The sequence below is a fragment of the Brachybacterium sp. NBEC-018 genome (genome assembly GCF_024860185.1).
Lineage (GTDB): Bacteria > Actinomycetota > Actinomycetes > Actinomycetales > Dermabacteraceae > Brachybacterium > Brachybacterium rhamnosum.
Genome location: NZ_CP100650.1, coordinates 312,770 through 333,243, shown reverse-complemented (window position 1 = coordinate 333,243; position 20,474 = coordinate 312,770). Strand labels below are relative to the sequence as shown.

Sequence of the window (20,474 nt, the reverse complement as noted above, 5' to 3'; positions counted from 1 at the left end):
TCACGTCGGACCGCCCGCCGGTCACCACCGGCCGCGCCGCCCCTCAGCGTCCGAGCTGCGGTCCCACCGGGAGCATCGGCAGGGAGGAGATCCCGGAGAGGTTGTAGGTGAAGCGGATGCCCATGATCACGCGGATCCCCGCGTGCATGCCCCAGGAGCCGGCCGCGAAGGCCCGGCCGAGGCGCGGGTCCAGGAGGGCCAGGGGCGCCCCGAGCTCGACGACGAGCGAGGTCAGCGCGAGCAGCCCGAAGGGCCCGCGGCCCCGGCGGAGCAGCGCGGCGGCCCGCGGCGGGGCGGTGCCGAAGAGCTCCTTGCGCACGGCGTCGGCCGCGATCTGGTCCCGGAGCACGCCGCCCGTCGCCCAGCGCAGGCCGAGCGGCCCTCGCACCTTCGCGACCCCGGAGATGACGTAGACGGAGACGGTGACGATCGCCGCGGCGGTGCTCGTCGCGCCGTAGCGGCGGTCGAAACGGCCCGGCAGGACCTGCCCGCGCAGCAGTGCGTCGAGCGAGAGGGCGTCGGCGCTCGGGCCGAGGCCCAGCACGATCTGATGGCCCACCATCTGGTTGTCGTGGTGGAAGATCATCCCCCACGAGTTGCGGTAGGTCAGGGTCCACAGCTGCAGGGCGCCGGCGGCGGGACCCGTCACCCGGTGCGCCACGCCGAGCGCGGCGAGACCGCTCGCGACGAGGGCGGCGTCGGCGAGGGCGTCGGCGACTCGGGGCGGCAGCGGACGGCGCAGCACGCGGGCCACGCCCACGGGGCGGAAGCGCTCGGCCTCCTGACGGTGGAGGGCGCGCAGCATGGGCCGTCGGCGCAGGCCGACGTGGACCGCGAAGGAGCCCACCCCGATCCGGGGGACGGCGGGCCGCACGGCCTGGGCGGCGGGGGCGAGGCGGTCCGCCGCCCGCTGCAGGAGGGCGCTGACCGGGGCGGGCAGGGATCTCATCGGGCGGCGTCCTCGTCGTGGCGGGGCAGGCGGGCGGTGCCGTGGGCGACGGCCGTGCCGCCCACGGGGCATTCGGCGGCGAGCGCCTCGCTGTGGGGCTCGAGGCTGCCGGGCGCGTAGCGGTCGAAGAGGAAGCGGGAGCGCACCACGCGGACCTGCGTGATCGCCCGCTCACCGGGGGAGCGCTCGGCGCGGCCGGCGGCGCGGTCGGCGGCGAGGGAGTCGGCGTAGCGCTGGGCGACGGCGCCCGCGCGTCCCTGGCGGACGGCGCGTGCGAGCTGGCGCCGCACCTGGTTCAGCCCGCCCGCGCCGAAGTGCCGGTGGTGCGGGGCCACGCGTCGGCCGTCGGCGGTGATGCCGATGACGTGGGGGACGACGATCCGCCCGCGGCGGTCGTCGGAGAACATCGGGAAGGTCGAGAGCGGGAAGGAGTCGCGACGGTGCTTCTCCTTCGCGACCTGCGCGGGCGGGCCCAGGTAGTGGCGCAGCGGGGAGAGGGTCAGCGCGGCGAGGCCGGCGAGGGCGGCGAGCGTGAGCACGTCCTCCCCGGTGACCCGCGGCGACGGGGACAGCTCAGTCATCGTCGTCATCCTGGTGGTCGGCGGCGGTGCGGGGGCGGGCAGGTCCCACGGGCCCGTCGGACGTCCCCGGCAGGCGGTGCTCACGGGCGCCGATGCGCGCGGCGAGGGAGGCGCCGCCCACGAGGAGCACCACACCGGGGTAGCGGCGCAGCAGCTCCGCGAGGCGCTCCCGGCCGGCGTCGTCGAGGTCGCCCTCGAGACCGTCGACGAGGAGCAGCGGCGGGGTCCCGTAGAGCGCACGGGCGAGGGCGAGGCGGGCCCGGTCCGCGCGGCCCAGCGGGTCGCCGCCGCCGCGCAGGCGCGTGCGGGTCCCGCGCGGCAGGGCGTCCGCATCGAGGCCCACCGCGCGGAGGACCTCCTGGTCATGGGCGCCGTCGAGGTCCGGGCGGCGGTAGTGGAGGGCGCGGGCGAGGCTGCCGCGCTCGAAGACGGTGCCGGCCGCGGCGAGCCCGACGAGCTCCCGCACACGGCGCGGGGCGAGGGCGCGGAGGTTCTCCCCGTCGACCCAGACCGCGTCGGGTCGGTGCTCGCCCTCGACCGTCGTCCCCGGCGCGAGGAGGCGCCGCAGCAGGGCCGACGGCGCCGCGGGATCGCTCGAGGTGAGGTGCACGCGCTCGCCGGGCAGCGCCCGCAGCGGGCGGCCGTCGGCGGTGATCCCGGGGAGCTCCACGTGCACGCCGCGGGCGGGCAGCCCCGCCGGGGGCCGGGCCCGGGCGGAGTCCTCCCGGGCCCGCTCGGCCGTGCGCCGTCGCTCGTCGGCGGCGTCGAGGGCGGGGCCGAGCACCATCCGCGCGGCCCGCTGGTTCTGGCGGTACTCGACGATGCGGCCCATCTCGAGCACAGGGGTCGAGGTCATCCCGGCCACCGCCATCGCGGCGACCGTGATGCCGGGCCCCAGGGCGAGGGCGGTCCCGGCGGCGGCGACGAGCAGGGTCAGCAGCGTCGCGGCGACGATCCCGGCGGCGCGGAGGGCGCCCACGGCCTCGGCGCGGTGCACGGCGCGGGAGACGACGGCGTCGGAGGACTCGCGCAGCCCGCGCAGCTCCCGGTCGCCGCCGCCCGCGGCGCGGATCGCCTCCGCCGCCGTGACGGTCTCCGCGATGCGGGCCGCCATCCGCCCGCGGCTGCGGCGCAGGGCCCGCGTCGAGACGAGCGCCCGCCGCGCCACGAGCCCCAGGAGCAGGGCGAACAGGGCGAGCACGACCGCGGCGGTCGCGGCGAGCAGGGGATGGAGCACGCCGAGGGTGAGGATCCCGCCGGCGATGAGCGGCAGGCCCACGGCGAGCGGGGCGATGCCCTGGCTCACCCAGGAGCGCACGGCCGTGAGGTCGTTCGTGGTGCGCGCGACGGTCACGCCGAGACCGGTCCGGTGGCCGGGGGCGAGGGCGTCGGCGACGAGCCGCAGCCGCAGCTCGTGCACGTAGTCCTGGCCGAGGCGCTCGGCGAGCACCCGCTGCTGGACGGTGAGCCCGCCCACCGCGAACGCCGCGAGGACGAGTACGAGCAGGGCCCGCAGCAGCACCGGGCCGAGCCCGGCCGGCGCGGCCTGGAGCTGCACGAGCGCCCAGGCGGAGAGCCCCGCGAGCCCCGCCTGGAGCACGCCGAGGCCGATCAGCGCGGCCATCCAGCGCCGTCGTGCGCCCCGCAGCAGCGGCGGCAGCGGCGGCGGGTCGAGGAGCAGCCCGTCCTCGGCGGCGCGGGCGGCCCGCTCCGTGCGCCGCGCCTCGCGGACACCCACCTCAGGAGGCACGCCCGGCCTCCTCCCGCTCACCCTCCGCGAGCAGCTCGGCGACGAGCGGGAGGGCGATCTCGGGACGGCCCAGGTCGAGGGTCGGCACGACGGGCACCTCGATCGCGCGGCGGGCCTCCGCGGTGGCGAGCGGGGACGCGGTGAGCAGGCCGGAGACGAGGGTCGGCACGTGCCCGAGGTCCTGCAGCGCCGCGACCCCGCCCACGGCGCCGAGCGCGTCGGAGGCCGCGAAGGCGACCGCGTCGACGACCTCGGTGAAGGCGGGATGGCGCAGCAGCTCGGCGGTCTCGCCCTGGAAGAGGCCGTCGGCGATCTCGACGAGCACGACGTCGGGCCGCCGGGCACCGCCGGCGAGCTCGTCGACCATCGAGAGGAACAGGTCGCGCGTCGACGCGGCGTCGAGGCGGAACGTCGAGGGGTGGCCGAAGTCGGTGAAGTCGAGGACCCGCTGGGCGCCGGCGTCGACGAACAGGCCGTGGTCGTTGCCGGCCCCGGTCCCGGTCGCCTTCCCGGCCGCGACCTCGAGCCCCGCGGCGACGAGGCCGTGGGCGAGCTGGGCGAGCAGGGTCGTCTTCCCGGAGTTCATGGAGGTGCCGAGCACGGCGATCACGGGCACGCGGTGGCCGGGGCGCCCCGCGCGCTCGCCGATCCCCGGCAGCACCCGGTGCGCGGAGGTGCGCTCGAGGGAGATCGGCCCGTGCTCGTCGGCGAGCACGCCGATCGGGGTGATCGCGGTGGGCTCGTCGATCGCCGCATGGCGGTCCACGACGAGGGAGGCGAGGCCGCCGGCCGCGGCGAGGTGGCAGGGGCGGAGGTCCGTGGGCAGCACCGCGAGGAACTGGTCCGCCGCGTAGCGGGAGCCGTAGGCGACGACGATCTCGTCCCCGGGGAACAGGGTGCGGCGCCGCGAGGCGGGGCTCTCGATGCGCTTGTGCTGGCCGATCTCGTCGATCCGAGCGAGGACCACCTGGCCGGCCTGCGGCGTGTGGTCCCCGGTGAGCAGGCGCAGCTGCTCGGCCCGGCGCAGGTGGGCGGGCACGGTGCGGGTGGAGTAGGCGAACTTGGCCCGCTCGAGCCGGGTGCGCAGCGGCGTGGGCGCCTGGTCGACGCCGACGGGCGCGGGGAGGGGCTGAGCGGTGCGGGCGGGGGCGGGGGCGGCGGACCGGTCGATCGTGGTCATGGGGGACTCCTCGGGCGGGGCGCGGGGCCGGACGCTGCCGGCTGCTGACCCGAGAAGTGGACCGCGGAGGGGTGAGGCCGCGATGAGCGGCCGATGAGAGCTCTCTCAGACGGCGGAGCGCCTGGTCAGGCCACCAGACCGAGGCGTGCGAAGGCTCCGCGGAAGATCGTCAGCCCCTCGAGGCCGGGCATCTTCTGGACGCGCTTGTCGAGCTTGTCGAGCTCGTCGAAGTGCCCCTCGAAGAGGTGGCCCATGACGTGCTTGACCTCGGAGTCGTCCATGACGCCGGAGCCGACGGGCCGCCACACCTTCGCGAGGATCATGCGGGTGAGCTTCTGCGCGGCGGTCGAGGCCTCGAGCCGCTCGCGGCCCTGCGTCGTGTAGAAGGCGACGTGCCGGGTCTCCTGCTGGGCGATGCGCTGCAGGAGCGGGGAGAGCACGGGGTGCTCGACCATCGCGGCGAGGCGGCGGTAGGCGGCGACGGCGGAGAGCTCGTTCGCGGCGCCCCAGGTCATGTGGACGGCGACGAAGTCGGTGCCCGCGAGGTTCGTCAGCGCGGACTGCTTGAAGGCGGCGAGGGAGCTGTACCAGCCGAGCTTCACGCGCTTGGCCTTCACCTCGTCGTAGTCCACGACGATGCCGTGACGGGCGAGGACGTCCGCGAGGGCCTTGCCGTGCCAGAACTCCTCGCGGTTCCACATGGTCATGAAGCCGCCGGCGTCCTCCTCGTGGTGGGAGGGGGTGACGAGCATGTCCCGCAGGTAGCAGCTGGTGTGGAACTCGACGTCGCACATGTAGCGCAGGTCCCGCAGCGTCGCCTCGTCCAGCGGCTGGCTCTCGAAGAGGGAGAAGTCGAGGTCGTCGTACTGGAGCGGCTCGGAGGTCGTCGTGAACTTGTCGAGGTCGAAGGCCATCTCAGGCTCCTGTTCCGGAGGCGCGAGCGGTGAGCGAGGGCAGGGCGGCGCGGGTGCGCGCGCTCACGCGGGAGGAGGGGCCCAGGGGGAGGTCCGCCCCGGGCAGGAGGCGCGTCAGGTCGTGGCGCGCGCGGTCGAGGGCGGCGAGGGCGGCGGGATCGGCGCCGAGCTCGGCGAGGGCGGCGGGCAGGTCCGGGTCGGGGACGCCGCCGCCGTGCAGGGGATCGTCGAGGGTGAGCACGAGCCGTGCGGCGATCGCCTCGCGGCGCGAGCGGGTGACGCGGGCGGTCGCCTCCGCGCGGAGGAACTCGATCGCGTCGTCGTGGCGGCCGGCGACCTCGAGGGCGACCCGTCGGGCCTCCCCGTCGAGCCGTCCCGCGAGGAGCGTGAGGGCCTCGCGCAGCCAGGTCTCCTGGATGGCGAGGCGCATCATGTGGCCGGCGGTGACGGCCTCGCCGGCGAGCACGGTCCACAGCGGGGAGAGCAGGGGCTGCACGCGGGCCACGTGGATCCGGCGCAGCGTCGTGGCCGGGCCGGCGGCGGCGAGCGGGCGGGGGCGCTCGACGGGGTCGTCGAGGGTGAGCACGTCGCGCAGGGCCCGGGCCTGCCAGTAGCGCTCCACGAGCCAGGTCGCGAGGAACGCGGTCACGCGGGCCTCGTTGCCGGTCCAGGTGGCGAGCATGGCGCGGGACTCCGCGAGCGCGGATCCCTCGAGCCGCTGGATCACGCCGAGCGTGCGCGCGACGGCCGGGTCGAGGGGCTGGGCGGCCACGGCGGCCGTGTCCACGGGGAGCCGACGGTGGGGTGTCTCGAGGTAGCCGTCGAGGTCGACGTCGGTCACGACCACGCGGTCGATGCTGTCGTCGAGGTGGAGGTGCCCGTCGCGGAGCCCGCGTGCGGGGTCCGTGACAGGTCGGATCGTCGCGCCCGCGCTGATCGTCACGAAAGGGGCTCCTCACCATGCCTGCCGACGGTGACCGGACGAGTCCCGGGGGACCCTGGGCACCGCGTCCATCCTACGGCTCCGGAGGTTCGGCGTCGCGCCCGGTGAGGGGCGTTCCGGGGTGGCCCCGGTCTCCCCAAGATGTCCGAAGGGTTCGTTGGTAGGTTCGTCGCGTGATCGTCCCCGGTGCCTCCTCCCTCCCGGAGACCGGCGGCCGCGACGACCAGGTCGGCCTCCCCGATCCCGAGGAGCTGCGGGTCGCGCTGCGGCCACCGGAGCTCCCGCTGCCCGCCCCGCGCACGCCGCTCGAGCTCGCCCAGCGTGTGAGCGATCTCACGCATGCGGAGCGCTATCGCGAGGCGGTGGCCCTCGCCGCGACGCCGCTCCCGGACGGCGGCTCGTCCTCACCTGCGGCGGACCATGCCGTGCTCGCCTCGGCCCGTCTCGCGGCGCTCGCGCGCGTGGGCACGGACGAGGAGGTCGCCGCAGCCGTCGGCGACCTGCTGCGCGCGCAGCGCCGTGCGGGATACGCGGCCCAGGCCGCGGCGACCGCACAGGTCCTCCTCGAGCGGGGTGTGCTGCGGGAGCCGGCCGACGGCGGCGCACGGTCCGGGGGTTCCCTGTCCGACGGCTCCCGCGCCGGCCGGCGTCGCGCCGCCCCGGCGACCGTCACCCCGGAGCTGCTCGCCGTGGTCCGCGAGCTCGACGTCCCGCATCGCCGTGCCCGCGGCGCCGTCGGCCCCGCGTCCGCGGATCTCGCGGGCCCCGCGGGCCCCGCCGCGACCGCGACGGACCCCCGTCGGCGGATCCGCGTCCTCCGCGCGGCCCTCGACGCCCTGCCCGCCGCGCGCGCGGACCTGCTCGGCGCGCCGGAGCCGCTGCTGCGCCTGCGGCTCGCCCAGGCGCTCGAGGCCGCGGGTCTCACGGATTCCGCGACGACGGCGGCGCTCGACGCCCTCGAGCTGCTCGAGGAGGTGGACGCCGACCCCGAGGCGGAGGCCTCGCGCCGGGCCGATCCGCACCGGGTGCGCATCGCCGCCCATGCCGTCCTCGCCCGCACCCTGCGCGCCTCGCACCCGCTCGCCGCGGTGCGCCATGCCCTCGATGCGCTCGGCGTCATGCGCCGCGTCGAGGACGCCCCGCTGCGCGTGGGCCTCGTGACGGACCTGCTCGAGGCGCTCACCGCGGCCGGCCTCGAGCGGGACGCCTCCTTCGCGGCGGGCCGCCTGGCCTCCCTCCAGCGCTCGCTCCGGCGGGACGAGCTGCGCACGGGCCCGCTGCTCGCGGTCGCCGGCCAGCGGATCCGGGTGGGCCGGGCCGACGAGGCCCGCGAGGCGCTCGAGGAGGTGCGTCGGATCGCGCGCGAGCATCGCGACCGGTCGACCGATCTCGAGGCCGCGCGCCTGCTCGCGACGCTGTACGAGCGCGAGGGTGACCTGCGCGGCTCCCTGCTCCAGCTGCGCCGGGTCGCGGCGGACGCCCGCTGGCTGAGCGACGACCTCGCGACCCCCGCCCCGCGGCGCGGGCCGTTCCTGCGGATCGAGCTCGAGGCGCTCGCGCTCGTGCTGCGCCGCGCGATGGACCTCGGCGAGACCCCGACCGCCCGTGCCGCCGCCCGCGCGATCGAGCGCCGCACCCGGCCCGACGGCGGACGCCTCCTGCTGCCCTCGGCTCTGCTGTGGGACCACCGGGTCGATGCGCGGGTGGGGGAGCTCGTGGCGGTCGCCGCGGCCGAGCCCGATGCCGAGGAGCTGCCTGAGCTGCTCGACGGCGCCCGCGAGGTGATCGGCCTCGCCCCGGGCGGTCATGAGGAGCGGGCGCTGTACTGGCGCGCCTACCTCGACGAGCAGCATGCGCTGCTGCTCGAGCGTCGCGGGGAGCGGGAGGCGGCGCTCGCCGCCGCGCTGCAGGCCCAGGCGCAGTGGCGCAACCAGGACGCCGAGGCCGACGACCTCGAGCGGATCGACGCCCTCGTCGCCCGGCTCTCCGCGGAGGCCTGAGTCCCGCCGTCGCCCGGCTCGCCGCAGGGCGCCGCCTCCCTCTGTCGCCCCCTCCTCCTGCCGCCACCCAGCTCCCTGCGGGATCCCGCGGCCCGCGGCCCGTGCCCGCCGCCTTTCCTCCTCAGTCGAAGTTATCCACAATTTTGATCGATTTCCGCGAGGTGCTCGCTTTCGTCGATCAGGAGTTCTAAAATGAGGGGAGCGGCGTGAAGGGGATTCACGGGGATCTCCGGCCGCGATGAGCGCGGGGAGGTGTGCGATGTCGGCTCCGGTCCAGGCTGTCTCCGAGCAGGCCCCTGCTCCCGTTCCCGCATCGCATCCCGTCGCCCTGGACGCTCGCTCCCTCCCACGCCGTCTGCGGGGCTCCGTGCGAGGGCGCAGCGGTGTCACGGAGGAGAACCTCGATGCCCGTGCGGAGGTCGAGGAGGGCTCGCCCGAGTCGGCGGCGCTGCAGCGGATCCTGCGCCGGCGCCGCGAGGTCCAGGCGGCCGCCTACGTCGCGGAGCTGACGGACCTCGCCGAGCTCTGGGTGGAGGACGCCGGGGACGACGGCGACCTGAACGCCGTCGCGGTCGGAGTGGTGCTGCGCGCCAAGCTCGGCCGCGCCGCCGGCCGGCTCCGTGATGCGCGCATGGCCGTCGCCGAGCTCCCGCGCTGCCTCGCCCGGGTCGGGTCCGGCGCCCTGCCCCCGGAATGGTGCGACCATCTGCTCCGCTCCGTCCGCGGTCTCACCGCTGCTCAGCGCACCTTCGTCGACGAGCAGGTCTCCTCCTGGCAGCTCGAGACGCTGCCGGCGGACAGGTTCTGGACCCTGCTGCGTCAGCTCGTCGCCTGGATCGACACGGCCGCCGCGGCGGGCGGCACCGCCGAGTCCAAGCGGGACGTCGAGCTCGTCCTCCCCGGGCAGGACGACGGCACCGCGCAGCTGACCGTGACCGGTCCGGCCCCGGAGATCCTCGACCTCGCCAAGCGCCTCGACCGCGCCGCGCACTCCGTCCAGGATGCGCAGCGCCACGCGCTCGCCCGCATCGGAGCCGGCGAGGCGGGGGCGCCGATCCCCTGGGACGTCCACGGCGACGTCGCCCGCACCGGGGCCCCGATGCACCTCGGCGCGATCCGCTACGTCCTCCTGACCCGCTCCGAGATCGGGACCGACGGCGTGCCCGTCCCCGCCGCCGCGGTGCGGATGAATCTCGTCGTCCCGGTCCTGTCCCTCCTCGGGGTGACGGACGCACCGGGGATGCTGGACGGGACGGTGCCGATCCCGCCGGCCATGGCCCGCGACCTCGCCGCGAACGCGACCGCCTGGCATCGCGTGCTGACGGACCCGGTCACCGGGGAATTCCTCCCCGTCGCGGCGACGACGTACCGACCGTCCACGGCGATGGTGGAATATCTCAAGATCGTCGACCCGATATGTGCGACCCCCGGCTGTTCGCGACAGGTCGTGGATATCGGGGAAACGGACCATATCCAGGAATTCGACCACCTTCGTCCGGACAGGGGCGGGCCCACGAGTCCGGAGAACCTGCATCGGCTGTGCCGCACCCATCACCGGTTGAAGACCAGCAGGGCGCTCGACCCGGAGCGCACCGACACCGGCAGCACGAGGTGGACGGTGGGGGAGCTGACCTCCACGGAGGTCGAGGCGCAGCGTGACCTCGTGACGCAGGTCCTCGCCGCGGACTTCCGCACGGCCTGGGACCGCTACCAGGCGGGGCTCCAGGCGAAGCGGGACGCCGCCCTCGAGCGGGAGCTCGAGGCGGCAGGGTTCTTCGCCAGGTCCGTGGAGGACGAGCTCCACGAGGAGTACCTGCTCCGGCGCAGCGCCCAGCTCGTCGAGTACTACGAGGACTGGCAGGGGCCCGCCGGGATCGACCCGCCGCCCCCGCCACCGCTTCCCCCGCTGCCACCGCCGCCGCCCGATCCCTTCGACGTCCCGCCGCCGTTCTGACTCTGCCGCCGTTCCGACCCCGCTCCGCCCTGCCATGGCGCGCCGAACTGCCGTAGCGTAGGGAGCCCGGCCCGAGGAGACGGCCATGACCGCCGAGGCAGACACCTCCTACGACCCCGACAACCGGCCCACCACCGAGCGCCCGCCGCCCGGCCCGCCCGGTCGCGTGCAGGTGCGGGACAACACCCGGGCACGCCGCTTCGAGGCGGTGCGCGACGGCGAGGTCGTCGGCATCACCACCTACGAGCGGCGGCGCGGCCGCATCGAGCTGCTCCACACCGTCACCGACCCCGCCCAGCGCGGCGGGGGAGTGGCGTCCGTGCTCGCCCGCACTGCCCTTCGCGAGTCCCGCTCCGCCGGCCTCCGGATCATCATCGTGTGCCCCTTCATCGAGAGCTGGCTCCAGCGCCACCCCGAGGAGTCCGCCGGCGTCATCGCCCCCGACTGACCCCGACCGGGTCGAACCTGGCCGCCCGACGGTCCCACCCGCGGAGTAGCGTCGTCATCATGACGCGCAGCTCCGGAACCCTCGCCCGCCGCATCCTGCTCGACCTCGCCTCCCGCCCCCGTGACGCCGCCGAGGCGCTGCGCGGGCAGCTCGACCCCGCCGTGCTCAACGCCCACCCCGCCGGCCACCCGAACTCCCTCGCCTGGCTGCTCTGGCACACCGGCCGCGAGATCGACGTGCAGCTCGCCCACCTCTCGGGGCAGCCCGAGGTCTGGACCGCCCAGGGCTTCGGCGAGAAGCTCGGCCTCGGGGAGGCCGGCCGCGCCGTCGGCTACGGGCACAGCGAGGGGGAGGCCCGCGCGATCGTCGTCGAGGACGGCGACGTCCTCGTCGACTACGTGCTCGCCACCGCCGACGCGCTCCACGGGTACCTCGGCACGCTCGCCGACGCCGACCTCGACGAGGCGATCGGCGAGTACGACGGCGCCCCCATCACCCGGGCGGTGCGCCTGGTCAGCATCATCGACGACGCCGCCCAGCACCTCGGCCAGGCCGCCTACGTGCTCGGCACCACCGACCGCGGCTGAGACCGTCCCGCCGGCGCCTCCCTTCCGCGCGGAAGGTCCTCTTCTCCGCCCGACGGGCCGCGAGTAGCGTTCGCGGCGACGACCCGCGCCCACCGGGGCGCAGCTGACCCATCGAGGAGCAGTCATGTCCGAGCAGAGCCCGACGTCCCCGCAGGACACCACGACAGCGCAGGACCTCACGACAGCGCAGGACCCCGCGACGCCGCAGAACCCCGCCGCCACCGACTCCCGCCCCGCGCCGCGCGCCGGGACGCCCTGCTGGATCGACCTCTTCACCCACGACATCGAGGGGGCGAAGAGCTTCTACGGCGAGCTCTTCGGCTGGGACCTCACGGACACCGGCGAGGAGTTCGGGCACTACACGATGGCGACCCGCGACGGGCATCCCGTCGGCGGGCTCATGGCCGCGATGAACCCGGACGGCAGCGTCCCCGACCCCGCCGAGCAGCCCACCGCCTGGACCGTCTACCTCGCGACCGACGACGCCGCCGCGACCGCGGAGGCGATCCCCGCCGCGGGCGGCACCGTGCTCTTCCCGCCGATGGAGGTGCCGGGCCTGGGCCACATGTCCGTCGCGCAGGACCCCTCGGGCGCCGCCGTCGGCTTCTGGCAGGCGGCCCCCTTCGCCGGCTTCGACACGCCCGGCACCCCGGGCACTCCCACCTGGTTCGAGCTCATGACCAAGGACTTCGACGCCGCCGAGCCGTTCTACCGCAGCGTCTTCGGCTGGGACGCGGTGCGCATGCCCTCGGACGACGACTCCTTCCGCTACGCGACGGACCAGGGCGGCGAGGGCGCGACCGCCGGGCTCTGCGACGCCTCGCCGTGGCTGCCCGAGCAGGTGCCCAGCTACTGGCGCCCCTACATCGCCGTCGAGGACTGCGACCGGGCCGCCGAGCAGGTCGCGGCCCTGGGCGGCAGCGTGCTCGACGGCCCGATGGACAGTCCCTTCGGCCGCCTGGCGACGATCGCGGACCCGCAGGGCGGATCGCTGCAGATCATCGACTCCTCCCGCGCCCAGCAGGGCTGACAGGAGGGCGGGCCGCGCCCGAGGGGACGGCCCGCCCTGTGCCGTGGAGGGAGAGCACTGATCAGCCCTGCGGCCCGCCGCCCATGCCGCCCCCGCCGCCCCCGCCGCCCCCGCCGCCGGAGCTGAGATCGTCCGCGGAGGTGATCTGTGTGCCGTTCGCGGTGAGGGTCGCGCCGTCGAAGGTGATGTCGCCGTTCGCGTCGACGGGGGAGTCGCCGCCGTTGTCGGCGCTCGTGATGTCGAGGGTGCCGCCGGTCAGCGAGATCGAGCCGTTGGAGTCGAGGCCGTCGAAGTCCGCGTCGATCGTGAGGGTGCCGCCGGAGACCGACAGCCACGAGCCGTCGTCCTCCTCGCCGCCACCGCCGCCGCCGGGGCCGCCGGTCTCGCCGGAGTCCGCGGTGGTGTCGTCGGTCGAGTCGGCGGTGTTCGCGGCGGTCGCGTTCACGCCGTCGTCGGAGGCGGTGATCGAGGTGGTGCCGCCCACGAGCATGATGTCCTGCGCCTCGATGCCCTCGACGGACTGCTCGATGGCGAGCGTGCCGTCGAGGACCTCGACCGCCTGCTCCGCGTCGATGCCGTCGTCGCCGGAGTCGATCGTGATGTCGCCGGCGCTGATGAGCACCCAGCCGCGGTCCTCGTCCTCATAGTTGTCGGACTTGATGGCGTCGCCGCCGCTCGTGAGGTCGAGGGTGCCGTCGAGGATCGAGACGTAGTCCTTGCCGCGCACGGCGTCGTCCGCCGCGTCCACGGTGACGGTGCCGCTCGCGATGACGAGGCCGTCCTTGGTGGAGATGCCGTCGTTCGTGTTGCCCGTGACGGTGAGCGAGCCGCTGCCGGCGATCGTGAGGTCGGAGGCGGAGGCGATCGCCGCGACGGGCGTGGAGTCGTCGGAGACCTCGTAGCCGGAGCCGTCCTCGACGGAGTTCTCGGTGCCCTCCTCGAGGGACAGGGTGACCTCGTCGGCGCTGGTCACGGCGATGCCGGTGCCGGAGCTGTTCGTGATCGAGACGCCGTCCATGATGATCGTGACGGTCTCGTCGTCCGGGGCGGCGACGACGAGCTGGCCGTCGGAGAGCGTCCCGGAGACCCGGTACACGCCGCCCTCGGTGATCGTGACGGTCGAGCCGTCCACGGTGACGCCGTCGGAGTCCGAGGTGGAGCCCGAGTCGGAGAGCGTGATCGTCTGCTCCTCGGAGGAGTCCCAGGTGAGGTCGTCCTCGTCGTAGTGGGTGTCGAGGCTGGTGAGGTCGAGGCTCGAGAGCAGGTCGTTGGTGCGGCCCTCGTCCGAGGCCGTGGTCGCGACGGCGGACGAGCTGCTGCTCGTGGAGGTGGTCGAGTCGCTCGAGGAGTCCGCGCCGGTGATGGCGGTCGCGGCGCCGCAGGCGGCGAGGGCGAGGGTCGCGGCGCCGGCGACGGCGGCGGTGGTGAGGCGGCGGAGGAGGCCGCGGCGGCGAGGGGTCGTGGAGGTCATGGCGGGGTCCTTCCGGGAGTGATGGGGTCAGGCGGCGGTGTCGAGCCGCGACACCGTGCGGTGCCAGCGGTTGGCGGGGAGCTCGGGGTCCAGCAGGGCCAGTCCCGTCGCGTACTTCGAGAGGCGCTGCGGGCGGTGGCCGGCCCGCCACAGCGCCCGGTCGACGCTGCTGGGGCGGGGGCCGGCCTTCGTCTCGACGACGACCTGGTCCGCGAGCCGGCGGGCGTCGCCGCCGGGGCCGGTCCAGACGAGCGCGTCGTCGAGGGTGAGCCGGGCGTCCTCCTCCGCGAGCAGCACGGTGGAGCGGTCGTAGGTGGTGGCGAGCACCGGGACGAGCGGGCCCTCCGGGGCGGCGCAGCCGGCCTCCGCGAGGGTCTCGAGCACGAAGTCGAGCGCGGGCCCCGTGAGCGGATCGGTGAGCGGGTCCGATGCGGCGGCCCCGGCAGTGGCTCCGTCCGGCTCCGCCGGGAGGGCGATCCGGAGCTTCGAGGACTCGCCGCGGCCGGTGCGGGTCTTCACCTCGAGGAACGAGGCGCCCGAGTCCACGTACACCCGGCGGCGCACCTTCCAGCGGCGACGTCGGCCCGTGGCCGCCGCCCGGTAGGCGGCGAGATCCTCGGTGTCGTAGTAGAGGGAGAGGTAGGCCTGCCGGCGTCGGCCGTCGATCTCGAGGGCCCGCAGCTCGGCGGGGGAGCCGGCGAGCAGGTCGTCGACCTCCTCGCGCGGGACGAGGTACTTGCGGTCCACGCGGGTCATGAGGGCGGCGCGCTCGGTGATCTCCTCGAGGCCCACCGCGGGCAGGGTGTCCAGGGCGGTCATCGCGCCATCACCGGGGCCTCGGCGGTGCGGGCGGCGAGCGCGGTCTCCTCGGCGGGGGCGGCGATCCGCTCGGCCGACGGGGCGAGCTGCCCGGCGGAGCGGCGGCCCGGGCGCACCCGGTAGCGGACGTCCACGAGGGTCGTGTCGGCCACGGTGTCGAGGCGCTGCACGGTGAGGGCGGTGACGTCGGCCCCGAGCATCTCCTCGAGGTGGGCGCGAAGGGTGGGCTCGTCGGCGATCGCGCGGTCCACCATGATCAGCTGGCGGCGGTGGCTGCCGAGCAGCGCCGGGTGGTCCACGATCGCCATCGTCGCGACGATGAGCACCATGAACACGACCGCGAGGACCGAGGGCGTGGTCGAGAGCCCGGCGACGAGGCCCAGGGCGAGCACCGCGAAGTAGTAGGCGATCTCGTGCTGGGCGAGCTCGTCGGAGCGCAGGCGGATGATCGAGAGGACGCCGAACAGGCCCAGGCCCAGGCCCGCGGAGACCGCGGATCCGGCGAGCAGCGCGGCGACGGCGAGCACGCCCACGTTGATCCCGAGGAAGGCGACGACGAGATCGCGGCGGCGGTGGCGCGGCCAGTACACGCCGAAGGTCAGCGTCAGCACGGCCGCGAGGTCGAGTGCGTACAGGAGGTAGGCGGACATCGGGTGCTCCTCGGGGTCGGGGGGTGATGGGAGCAACCCTCCGGGGCCCGCCTATGGATCTCCTATGACCGCCCTGTCGTCCCTGTATGAGAGATGAACAGCGGGTGACGTCGACCTACTCCGAGGCGCTGACCTGCGGGAACACGCGGCGGGCGCCGGCGCCGCCGGCAGCGAGCTCGTCACCGGGGTTGTAGATCGCGCACTGCCGCATGGACAGGCAGCCGCATCCCACGCACATCGAGAGGCCGTCCCGCACCTGCTCGAGCTCGCGGATCCGCGCGTCGAGCCGGGGCCGCCACTCACGGGCGAGTCGCGCCCAGTCCCGCTTGGTGGGGGCGTGGTCCGGAGGGAAGCGGGAGAACGCCTCGCCGATCTCCGCGAGGGAGAGGCCCACGTGCTGGGCGGCGCGGATCACGGCGACGCGGCGCAGCACGGTGCGGGCGTAGCGGCGCTGTTTGCCGCCCGTGCGCTCGCTCGTGAGGAGCCCGAGGGACTCGTAGTGGCGGAGCGCGGAGGGGGCGACGCCCGCGCGGGCGGCGACCTCCCCGATGGTCAGGAGGTCCTCGGGCATGACGGGAGTCTCCGTCACCGCGGGCTTGACCTCAAGTGCGCTGGAGGTTTCAGACTGCCGCCAGAGCAACGTCGACCCCTGAGGAGACCCCATGGACCAGGCCCCCACCCCCGAGCGCATCCAGTGCGCGACCTGCGGCGTCGAGCACGACCCGCAGTCCCTCCCCGCGCTCTGCGCGATCTGCGCCGACGAGCGCCAGTACCTCCCCGTCGACGGCGTGCAGCGCTGGCACGACCCCGCCGCCGCGGCAGGGGAGGAGCGGATCGAGGTCGCCGAGCTCGAGCCGGGCCTCCACGCCCTGCGCGTCCACGGCGGCGTCGGCATCGGCCAGGAGGCGAAGCTGATCGTCACCGCGCACGGCACCGTCATGGTGGACGTCCCCGCCGCGATCACCGCCGCGGCCGTCGCGGAGGTGCGCGCCCTCGGCCCGCTGCGCGCGATCGTCCCGAGCCACCCCCACATGTTCGGCCTGCAGTCCGCATGGTCCGCGGCCCTCGACGACGCCCCCGTCTGGGTGCACCGGGCCGACGAGCACTGGCTGGGACGGCGCCCCGCGCAGCTGCGGCTCTGGGAGGGGGAGCACGAGATCCTTCCCGGCGTGCGCCTCCTCGCGCCCGGCGGCCACTTCCCCGGCAGTGCGCTCGTCCGATGGACGGGGGCCGACGGCGCCGGCGTGCTCCTCAGCGGCGACACGATCGCCCCGAACCCCGACGGTCGCACCGCCGCCTTCATGCGCTCCTACCCCAACCGCATCCCGCTCTCCGGGGCGGTCGCCCTGCGCGTCGCCCGCGCTGCGGCCGCCGAGCCCTTCGACCGCATGTACGGCAACTTCGCCGGCGCCCTCCTCCACGACGCCCGCGCGGCCGTGCTCGACTCCGCCGAGCGCCACGCCGCCTGGGCCGGCGGGGAGCACGACGACCTGACATGACCTGAGCCCGGCCGGCCCGGAGGCGCGCACAGGGACGGCACAGCCTCCGCGGGCATCACCGCATAGGCACGCGGCGGAGTCTTCAGGGCATGAGAACCCCACCGGATCCCGCCAGCCCTCCCACAGACGCCACGACCCGCACCCGTCGCCGCACCGTCACCCGCCGCGCCCTGATCGGCGGCGGCGTGGCGGTGCTCGCCGGCACCGGCGGCTCCGCCGCCTGGGCCTACGACCGCTTCCTGCGGGAGAAGGTCGAGGTCTCGAGCGTCTCCGCCGCGGAGGAGGCCGCCGGCACCTCCGCGACCACGGCCGCCCTCGCGACCGACGGCGCGTTCACCGAGACGGGCTACACCTCCTCGACCACGACGATCACGCTGACCTCCACCGCGACCGGCACCGGCTCCGAGGCCCTCGCCTGGTACGCGGCGGAGATCGAGGTGGACGACGCGAGCATCATCCGCTCCGCCTTCGCGCAGGACGAGTTCGGTCAGAACATCACCGACGAGCCGAGCACCATGGCCTCGGACCACGACGCCGTCCTCGCGATCAACGGCGACTACTACGGCTTCCGCGACACCGGCATCGAGATCCGCAACGGCGTCATCCACCGCGACGAGCCGGCCCGCGACGGCCTCGCCTTCTACGCCGACGGCCGCGTCGAGGTCTACGACGAGACCGCCACGAGCGCCCAGGAGCTGCTCGACGCGGGCGTCTGGCAGACCCTCAGCTTCGGCCCGGCCGTCCTCGTCGACGGCGCCGTGCCGGACGGCGTCGAGGACGTCGAGATCGACACCAACGTCGGCAACCACTCGATCCAGGGCGAGCAGCCGCGCACCGCGATCGGCGTGATCGGCGACAACCACCTGGTGTTCCTCGTGGTCGACGGCCGCAGCGAGGGCTACTCGCGCGGCGTGGGCCTGCCGGAGCTCGGCGAGATCCTCGCCGACCTCGGCTGCACCACCGGCTACAACCTCGACGGAGGCGGCTCGAGCGTCATGATCTTCGACGGCGAGATCGTCAATCAGCCCAGCAACGGTGGCGAGCGCGCCACCAGCGACATCCTCTACGTGGCGGGGTGACGACATGACCATCCAGTTCCAGAAGCGACCCACCGAGACCTCCCGCACGGCCCCCGCGCCGGCCCCGTTCCGCCCCGACGCGCCGACGACGCCCTCCGCGGTCGTCGTCATCCCGGCGCTCGAGCCCGGCCCGGAGCTCGTCGAGCTCGTCGCCGCGCTCGCCGCCCACGGCGTCGAGTCCGTGGTCGTGGACGACGGCTCCGGCCCCGACCATGCCGTCACCTTCGACGTGTGCGAGGTGCTCGGCGCCCGCGTCCTGCACCTGCCCGTGAACCGCGGCAAGGGCGCGGCCCTCCGCGCCGCCTTCACCCTCGTGCAGTCCGAGCTGCCCGGCCGCGGTGTCGTCACCGCGGACGCCGACGGCCAGCACACCCTCGCCGACGTGCTCCGCGTGATCGAGGCGCTCGACGCCCCGCGCACGGCCGCCGGCCCCGGGGAGATCGTGCTCGGCGTGCGCTCCTTCGCCCGCGGCGAGGTGCCGCTGCGCTCGTGGTTCGGCAACGCCGTGAGCGCTCGCCTGTTCGAGGCCGTCTCCGGGGTGCGCCTCGGCGACACCCAGACGGGCCTGCGCGGCATCCCCGCGACCCTGCTCGACTGGGCCGGGACCGTGCCGGGGGACCGCTACGAGTACGAGTACACGATGCTCGTCGCCGCCGCCCGCCAGGGGATCACCCTGCGGCAGCTGCCGATCGCGACCGTGTACGTCGACGAGAACGCGACGAGCCACTTCCGCCCGCTGCGGGACTCGCTGCGCGTGCTCGCCCCGGTCCTCGCCTTCGCCGGCAGCGGCCTCGCCGCCTTCGCGATCGACACCGGCCTCCTGCTCGGCGCCGTCGCGCTCGGGGCGCCCGTCTGGCTCGGCATGACCCTCGCCCGGGTGGTCAGCGGCGGCGCGAACTTCGCGATCAACCGCCACCTCGTGTTCCGCTCCGGCCGCCGCACCCCGCTGCGCCGGGCGCTCTCCGGCTACGTCGCGCTCGCCGCGGTCGTGCTCGCGGGCGGCGTCGCGATCGTCGGCGCCCTCACCGCGCTCGGCATGCCGCTCGTGGCCGCGAAGATCACCTCCGACCTGCTGCTGTTCGTGCTGAGCTATGTGGTCCAGAAGCTGATCGTGTTCCGGCGGCGGGAGCGCGATTGAGCGGGGGAGGAGGGGCCGACGGGTCCTCCCCGTGGCGAGTCCGCCCACAGCGGGCCCGGCGCGGGGCACGCCGCCGGGCCGGGGTTCCTACACTGGTCCGGTGACGACAGCAGAAGCCTTCGAAGCCGGTCCCGATCGCGGCCTGGAGCGCACCCCGCCCCAGGACCTCAACGCCGAGCGCGGCGTGCTGGGCGGCATGATGCTGTCCAAGGACGCGATCGCCGACGTCGTCGAGACGGTGCGCGGCAACGACTTCTACCGCCCCGCGCACGAGCTGATCTTCGAGGCGATCATCGACCTCTACGGCCGCGGCGAGCCGGCGGACCTCGTCACCGTCTCCGATGAGCTCTCCAAGCGCGGCGAGCTGCAGCGCGTGGGCGGCGGCGCCTACCTCGCGGACCTCATCGACATGGTCCCCACCGCGGCGAACGCCGGCTACTACGCCGAGATCGTCGTCGAGCGGGCCACCCTGCGCCGCCTCGTCGAGGCCGGCACCCGCATCGTCCAGCTCGGATACGCGACCGACGGCGGCGAGGTCGAGGAGGTCATCAACGAGGCGCAGGCGCAGGTCTACGCCGTCACCGAGCGCGGCCAGAGCGAGGACTTCGTGCCGCTCGGCGAGGTCATCGACGAGACCCTCAACCAGATCGAGGCGACCCAGAACCGCGGCGGCCAGGTCACCGGCGTGCCCACCGGCTTCGCCGAGTTCGACGACCTCACCCAGGGCCTCCACGGCGGCCAGCTGATCATCTTCGCCGGCCGCCCCGCGATGGGCAAGACGACGCTCGGCATGGACGTGCTGCGCTCCGCCTCGATCCACAACGGCAAGTCCAGCGTCATCTTCTCCCTCGAGATGGACAAGACCGAGATCACGATGCGTCTGCTCTCCGCCGAGGCGCAGGTGCCGATGAACCGCATGCGCGACGGCTCCATGGACGACCGCGACTGGCAGGCCATGGCCCGCGCCATGAGCCGCATCGCCGACGCCCCGCTGTTCATGGACGACTCCGCGAACATGTCGCTCATGGAGATCCGCGCGAAGTGCCGGCGCCTGAAGCAGAAGCACGACCTCTCCCTCGTCGTCATCGACTACCTGCAGCTCATGAGCTCCGGCAAGAAGGTCGAGTCCCGCCAGCAGGAGGTCTCGGAGTTCTCCCGTGCGCTCAAGCTGCTCGCGAAGGAGATCGAGGTCCCCGTCATCGCGATCTCGCAGCTGAACCGAGGCAGCGAGCAGCGCCAGGACAAGAAGCCGATGATGAGCGACCTGCGCGAGTCCGGCTCGATCGAGCAGGACGCGGACCTCATCCTCCTCATCCACCGCGAGGACTACTACGAGAAGGAGTCCTCCCGCGCGGGCGAGGCGGACCTCATCGTCGCCAAGCACCGCAACGGCGCGACCGCGACCATCCCGGTCGCCTTCGAGGGCCACTACTCGCGCTTCAAGGACATGCCCGGCGGCGGGGGCGGCTTCAGCGGCTGATC

General features: G+C 74.9%; 19 protein-coding genes. 9 read left to right on the top strand and 10 right to left on the bottom strand.

The window, feature by feature from the left end; all coding sequences use genetic code 11:
- Positions 1-43: 43 nt before the first annotated feature.
- From NLU66_RS01510 to NLU66_RS01485, 6 genes are all read right to left on the bottom strand, one after another.
- The gene (locus NLU66_RS01510; RefSeq protein ID WP_259361195.1) at positions 44-949 is read right to left on the bottom strand and encodes a hypothetical protein; all 906 of its coding nucleotides are present in this window, start codon (positions 947-949) and stop codon (positions 44-46) included.
- Positions 946-1,530, bottom strand: coding sequence for a hypothetical protein (locus NLU66_RS01505; protein WP_259361194.1), 585 nt, complete (start codon positions 1,528-1,530; stop codon positions 946-948). Before NLU66_RS01505 ends, NLU66_RS01510 begins: the two co-directional genes overlap by 4 nt.
- On the bottom strand, positions 1,523-3,280 hold the full coding sequence (locus NLU66_RS01500; protein ID WP_259361193.1) for an ABC transporter transmembrane domain-containing protein: 1,758 nt from the start codon (positions 3,278-3,280) through the stop codon (positions 1,523-1,525). Before NLU66_RS01500 ends, NLU66_RS01505 begins: the two co-directional genes overlap by 8 nt.
- Positions 3,270-4,460, bottom strand: a complete 1,191-nt coding sequence (locus NLU66_RS01495) for a DUF1611 domain-containing protein (protein WP_259361192.1) — start codon at positions 4,458-4,460, stop codon at positions 3,270-3,272. The genes NLU66_RS01500 and NLU66_RS01495 overlap by 11 nt, the downstream gene beginning before the upstream one ends.
- A 125-nt stretch (positions 4,461-4,585) precedes the next feature.
- Positions 4,586-5,374 (bottom strand): ferritin-like domain-containing protein, encoded by a 789-nt coding sequence (locus NLU66_RS01490; RefSeq protein ID WP_259361191.1) that lies wholly within the window; start codon positions 5,372-5,374, stop codon positions 4,586-4,588.
- A gap of 1 nt (position 5,375) precedes the next feature.
- The gene (locus tag NLU66_RS01485; protein WP_259361190.1) at positions 5,376-6,317 is read right to left on the bottom strand and encodes a hypothetical protein; all 942 of its coding nucleotides are present in this window, start codon (positions 6,315-6,317) and stop codon (positions 5,376-5,378) included.
- A gap of 173 nt (positions 6,318-6,490) precedes the next feature.
- On the opposite strand from NLU66_RS01485, the gene NLU66_RS01480 reads away from it, so the two are divergent.
- From NLU66_RS01480 to NLU66_RS01460, 5 genes are all read left to right on the top strand, one after another.
- The gene (locus NLU66_RS01480; protein ID WP_259361189.1) at positions 6,491-8,317 is read left to right on the top strand and encodes a hypothetical protein; all 1,827 of its coding nucleotides are present in this window, start codon (positions 6,491-6,493) and stop codon (positions 8,315-8,317) included.
- A gap of 367 nt (positions 8,318-8,684) precedes the next feature.
- Positions 8,685-10,271, top strand: coding sequence for an HNH endonuclease signature motif containing protein (locus tag NLU66_RS01475; protein ID WP_259361188.1), 1,587 nt, complete (start codon positions 8,685-8,687; stop codon positions 10,269-10,271).
- 85 nt (positions 10,272-10,356) lie between these two features.
- Positions 10,357-10,719 (top strand): GNAT family N-acetyltransferase, encoded by a 363-nt coding sequence (locus NLU66_RS01470; RefSeq protein ID WP_259361187.1) that lies wholly within the window; start codon positions 10,357-10,359, stop codon positions 10,717-10,719.
- Positions 10,720-10,778: 59 nt separating this feature from the next.
- Positions 10,779-11,306 (top strand): DinB family protein, encoded by a 528-nt coding sequence (locus tag NLU66_RS01465; RefSeq protein WP_259361186.1) that lies wholly within the window; start codon positions 10,779-10,781, stop codon positions 11,304-11,306.
- 124 nt (positions 11,307-11,430) lie between these two features.
- Positions 11,431-12,336 carry a VOC family protein gene (locus NLU66_RS01460; RefSeq protein WP_259361185.1) on the top strand — a complete coding sequence of 302 codons (906 nt, stop codon included), beginning with the start codon at positions 11,431-11,433 and terminating at the stop codon, positions 12,334-12,336.
- 61 nt (positions 12,337-12,397) lie between these two features.
- On the opposite strand, the gene NLU66_RS01455 is transcribed toward NLU66_RS01460, so the two are convergent.
- From NLU66_RS01455 to soxR, 4 genes are all read right to left on the bottom strand, one after another.
- Complete coding sequence (locus tag NLU66_RS01455; protein WP_259361184.1) at positions 12,398-13,807, bottom strand: carbohydrate-binding domain-containing protein; 1,410 nt, start codon at positions 13,805-13,807, stop codon at positions 12,398-12,400.
- Positions 13,808-13,834: 27 nt separating this feature from the next.
- Positions 13,835-14,626 (bottom strand): VTC domain-containing protein, encoded by a 792-nt coding sequence (locus NLU66_RS01450; RefSeq protein WP_259361183.1) that lies wholly within the window; start codon positions 14,624-14,626, stop codon positions 13,835-13,837.
- Positions 14,623-15,276 (bottom strand): DUF4956 domain-containing protein, encoded by a 654-nt coding sequence (locus NLU66_RS01445; RefSeq protein ID WP_259361182.1) that lies wholly within the window; start codon positions 15,274-15,276, stop codon positions 14,623-14,625. Before NLU66_RS01445 ends, NLU66_RS01450 begins: the two co-directional genes overlap by 4 nt.
- 115 nt (positions 15,277-15,391) lie before the next feature.
- Positions 15,392-15,847, bottom strand: a complete 456-nt coding sequence (gene soxR / locus NLU66_RS01440; protein ID WP_259361181.1) for a redox-sensitive transcriptional activator SoxR — start codon at positions 15,845-15,847, stop codon at positions 15,392-15,394.
- 91 nt (positions 15,848-15,938) lie between these two features.
- Between soxR and NLU66_RS01435 the strand changes: the two genes are divergently transcribed.
- The 4 genes from NLU66_RS01435 to dnaB all read left to right on the top strand — a co-directional run bounded on the left by NLU66_RS01435 (position 15,939) and on the right by dnaB (position 20,472).
- Complete coding sequence (locus NLU66_RS01435) at positions 15,939-16,775, top strand: MBL fold metallo-hydrolase (protein WP_259361180.1); 837 nt, start codon at positions 15,939-15,941, stop codon at positions 16,773-16,775.
- Between the two features lie 89 nt (positions 16,776-16,864).
- On the top strand, positions 16,865-17,854 hold the full coding sequence (locus tag NLU66_RS01430; RefSeq protein ID WP_259361179.1) for a phosphodiester glycosidase family protein: 990 nt from the start codon (positions 16,865-16,867) through the stop codon (positions 17,852-17,854).
- A gap of 4 nt (positions 17,855-17,858) precedes the next feature.
- Entirely contained in the window at positions 17,859-18,992 is a 1,134-nt protein-coding gene (locus NLU66_RS01425; protein WP_259361178.1) for a bifunctional glycosyltransferase family 2/GtrA family protein, read from the top strand.
- A 100-nt stretch (positions 18,993-19,092) separates the two neighbouring features.
- Positions 19,093-20,472 carry a replicative DNA helicase gene (dnaB, locus tag NLU66_RS01420; RefSeq protein WP_168197987.1) on the top strand — a complete coding sequence of 460 codons (1,380 nt, stop codon included), beginning with the start codon at positions 19,093-19,095 and terminating at the stop codon, positions 20,470-20,472.
- Positions 20,473-20,474 lie beyond the last annotated feature (2 nt).

What these genes read in the sequence shown, in the direction of transcription:
- NLU66_RS01490 (WP_259361191.1), bottom strand. Translation starts at nt 5,374, where the DNA reads ATGGCCTTCGACCTCGACAAGTTCACGACGACCTCCGAGCCGCTCCAG.
- NLU66_RS01460 (WP_259361185.1), top strand. Translation starts at nt 11,431, where the DNA reads ATGTCCGAGCAGAGCCCGACGTCCCCGCAGGACACCACGACAGCGCAG.
- NLU66_RS01495 (WP_259361192.1), bottom strand. Translation starts at nt 4,460, where the DNA reads ATGACCACGATCGACCGGTCCGCCGCCCCCGCCCCCGCCCGCACCGCT.
- NLU66_RS01435 (WP_259361180.1), top strand. Translation starts at nt 15,939, where the DNA reads ATGGACCAGGCCCCCACCCCCGAGCGCATCCAGTGCGCGACCTGCGGC.
- NLU66_RS01470 (WP_259361187.1), top strand. Translation starts at nt 10,357, where the DNA reads ATGACCGCCGAGGCAGACACCTCCTACGACCCCGACAACCGGCCCACC.
- NLU66_RS01425 (WP_259361178.1), top strand. Translation starts at nt 17,859, where the DNA reads ATGACCATCCAGTTCCAGAAGCGACCCACCGAGACCTCCCGCACGGCC.
- NLU66_RS01465 (WP_259361186.1), top strand. Translation starts at nt 10,779, where the DNA reads ATGACGCGCAGCTCCGGAACCCTCGCCCGCCGCATCCTGCTCGACCTC.
- NLU66_RS01445 (WP_259361182.1), bottom strand. Translation starts at nt 15,276, where the DNA reads ATGTCCGCCTACCTCCTGTACGCACTCGACCTCGCGGCCGTGCTGACG.
- NLU66_RS01510 (WP_259361195.1), bottom strand. Translation starts at nt 949, where the DNA reads ATGAGATCCCTGCCCGCCCCGGTCAGCGCCCTCCTGCAGCGGGCGGCG.
- NLU66_RS01455 (WP_259361184.1), bottom strand. Translation starts at nt 13,807, where the DNA reads ATGACCTCCACGACCCCTCGCCGCCGCGGCCTCCTCCGCCGCCTCACC.
- NLU66_RS01430 (WP_259361179.1), top strand. Translation starts at nt 16,865, where the DNA reads ATGAGAACCCCACCGGATCCCGCCAGCCCTCCCACAGACGCCACGACC.
- NLU66_RS01450 (WP_259361183.1), bottom strand. Translation starts at nt 14,626, where the DNA reads ATGACCGCCCTGGACACCCTGCCCGCGGTGGGCCTCGAGGAGATCACC.
- soxR (WP_259361181.1), bottom strand. Translation starts at nt 15,847, where the DNA reads ATGCCCGAGGACCTCCTGACCATCGGGGAGGTCGCCGCCCGCGCGGGC.
- NLU66_RS01505 (WP_259361194.1), bottom strand. Translation starts at nt 1,530, where the DNA reads ATGACTGAGCTGTCCCCGTCGCCGCGGGTCACCGGGGAGGACGTGCTC.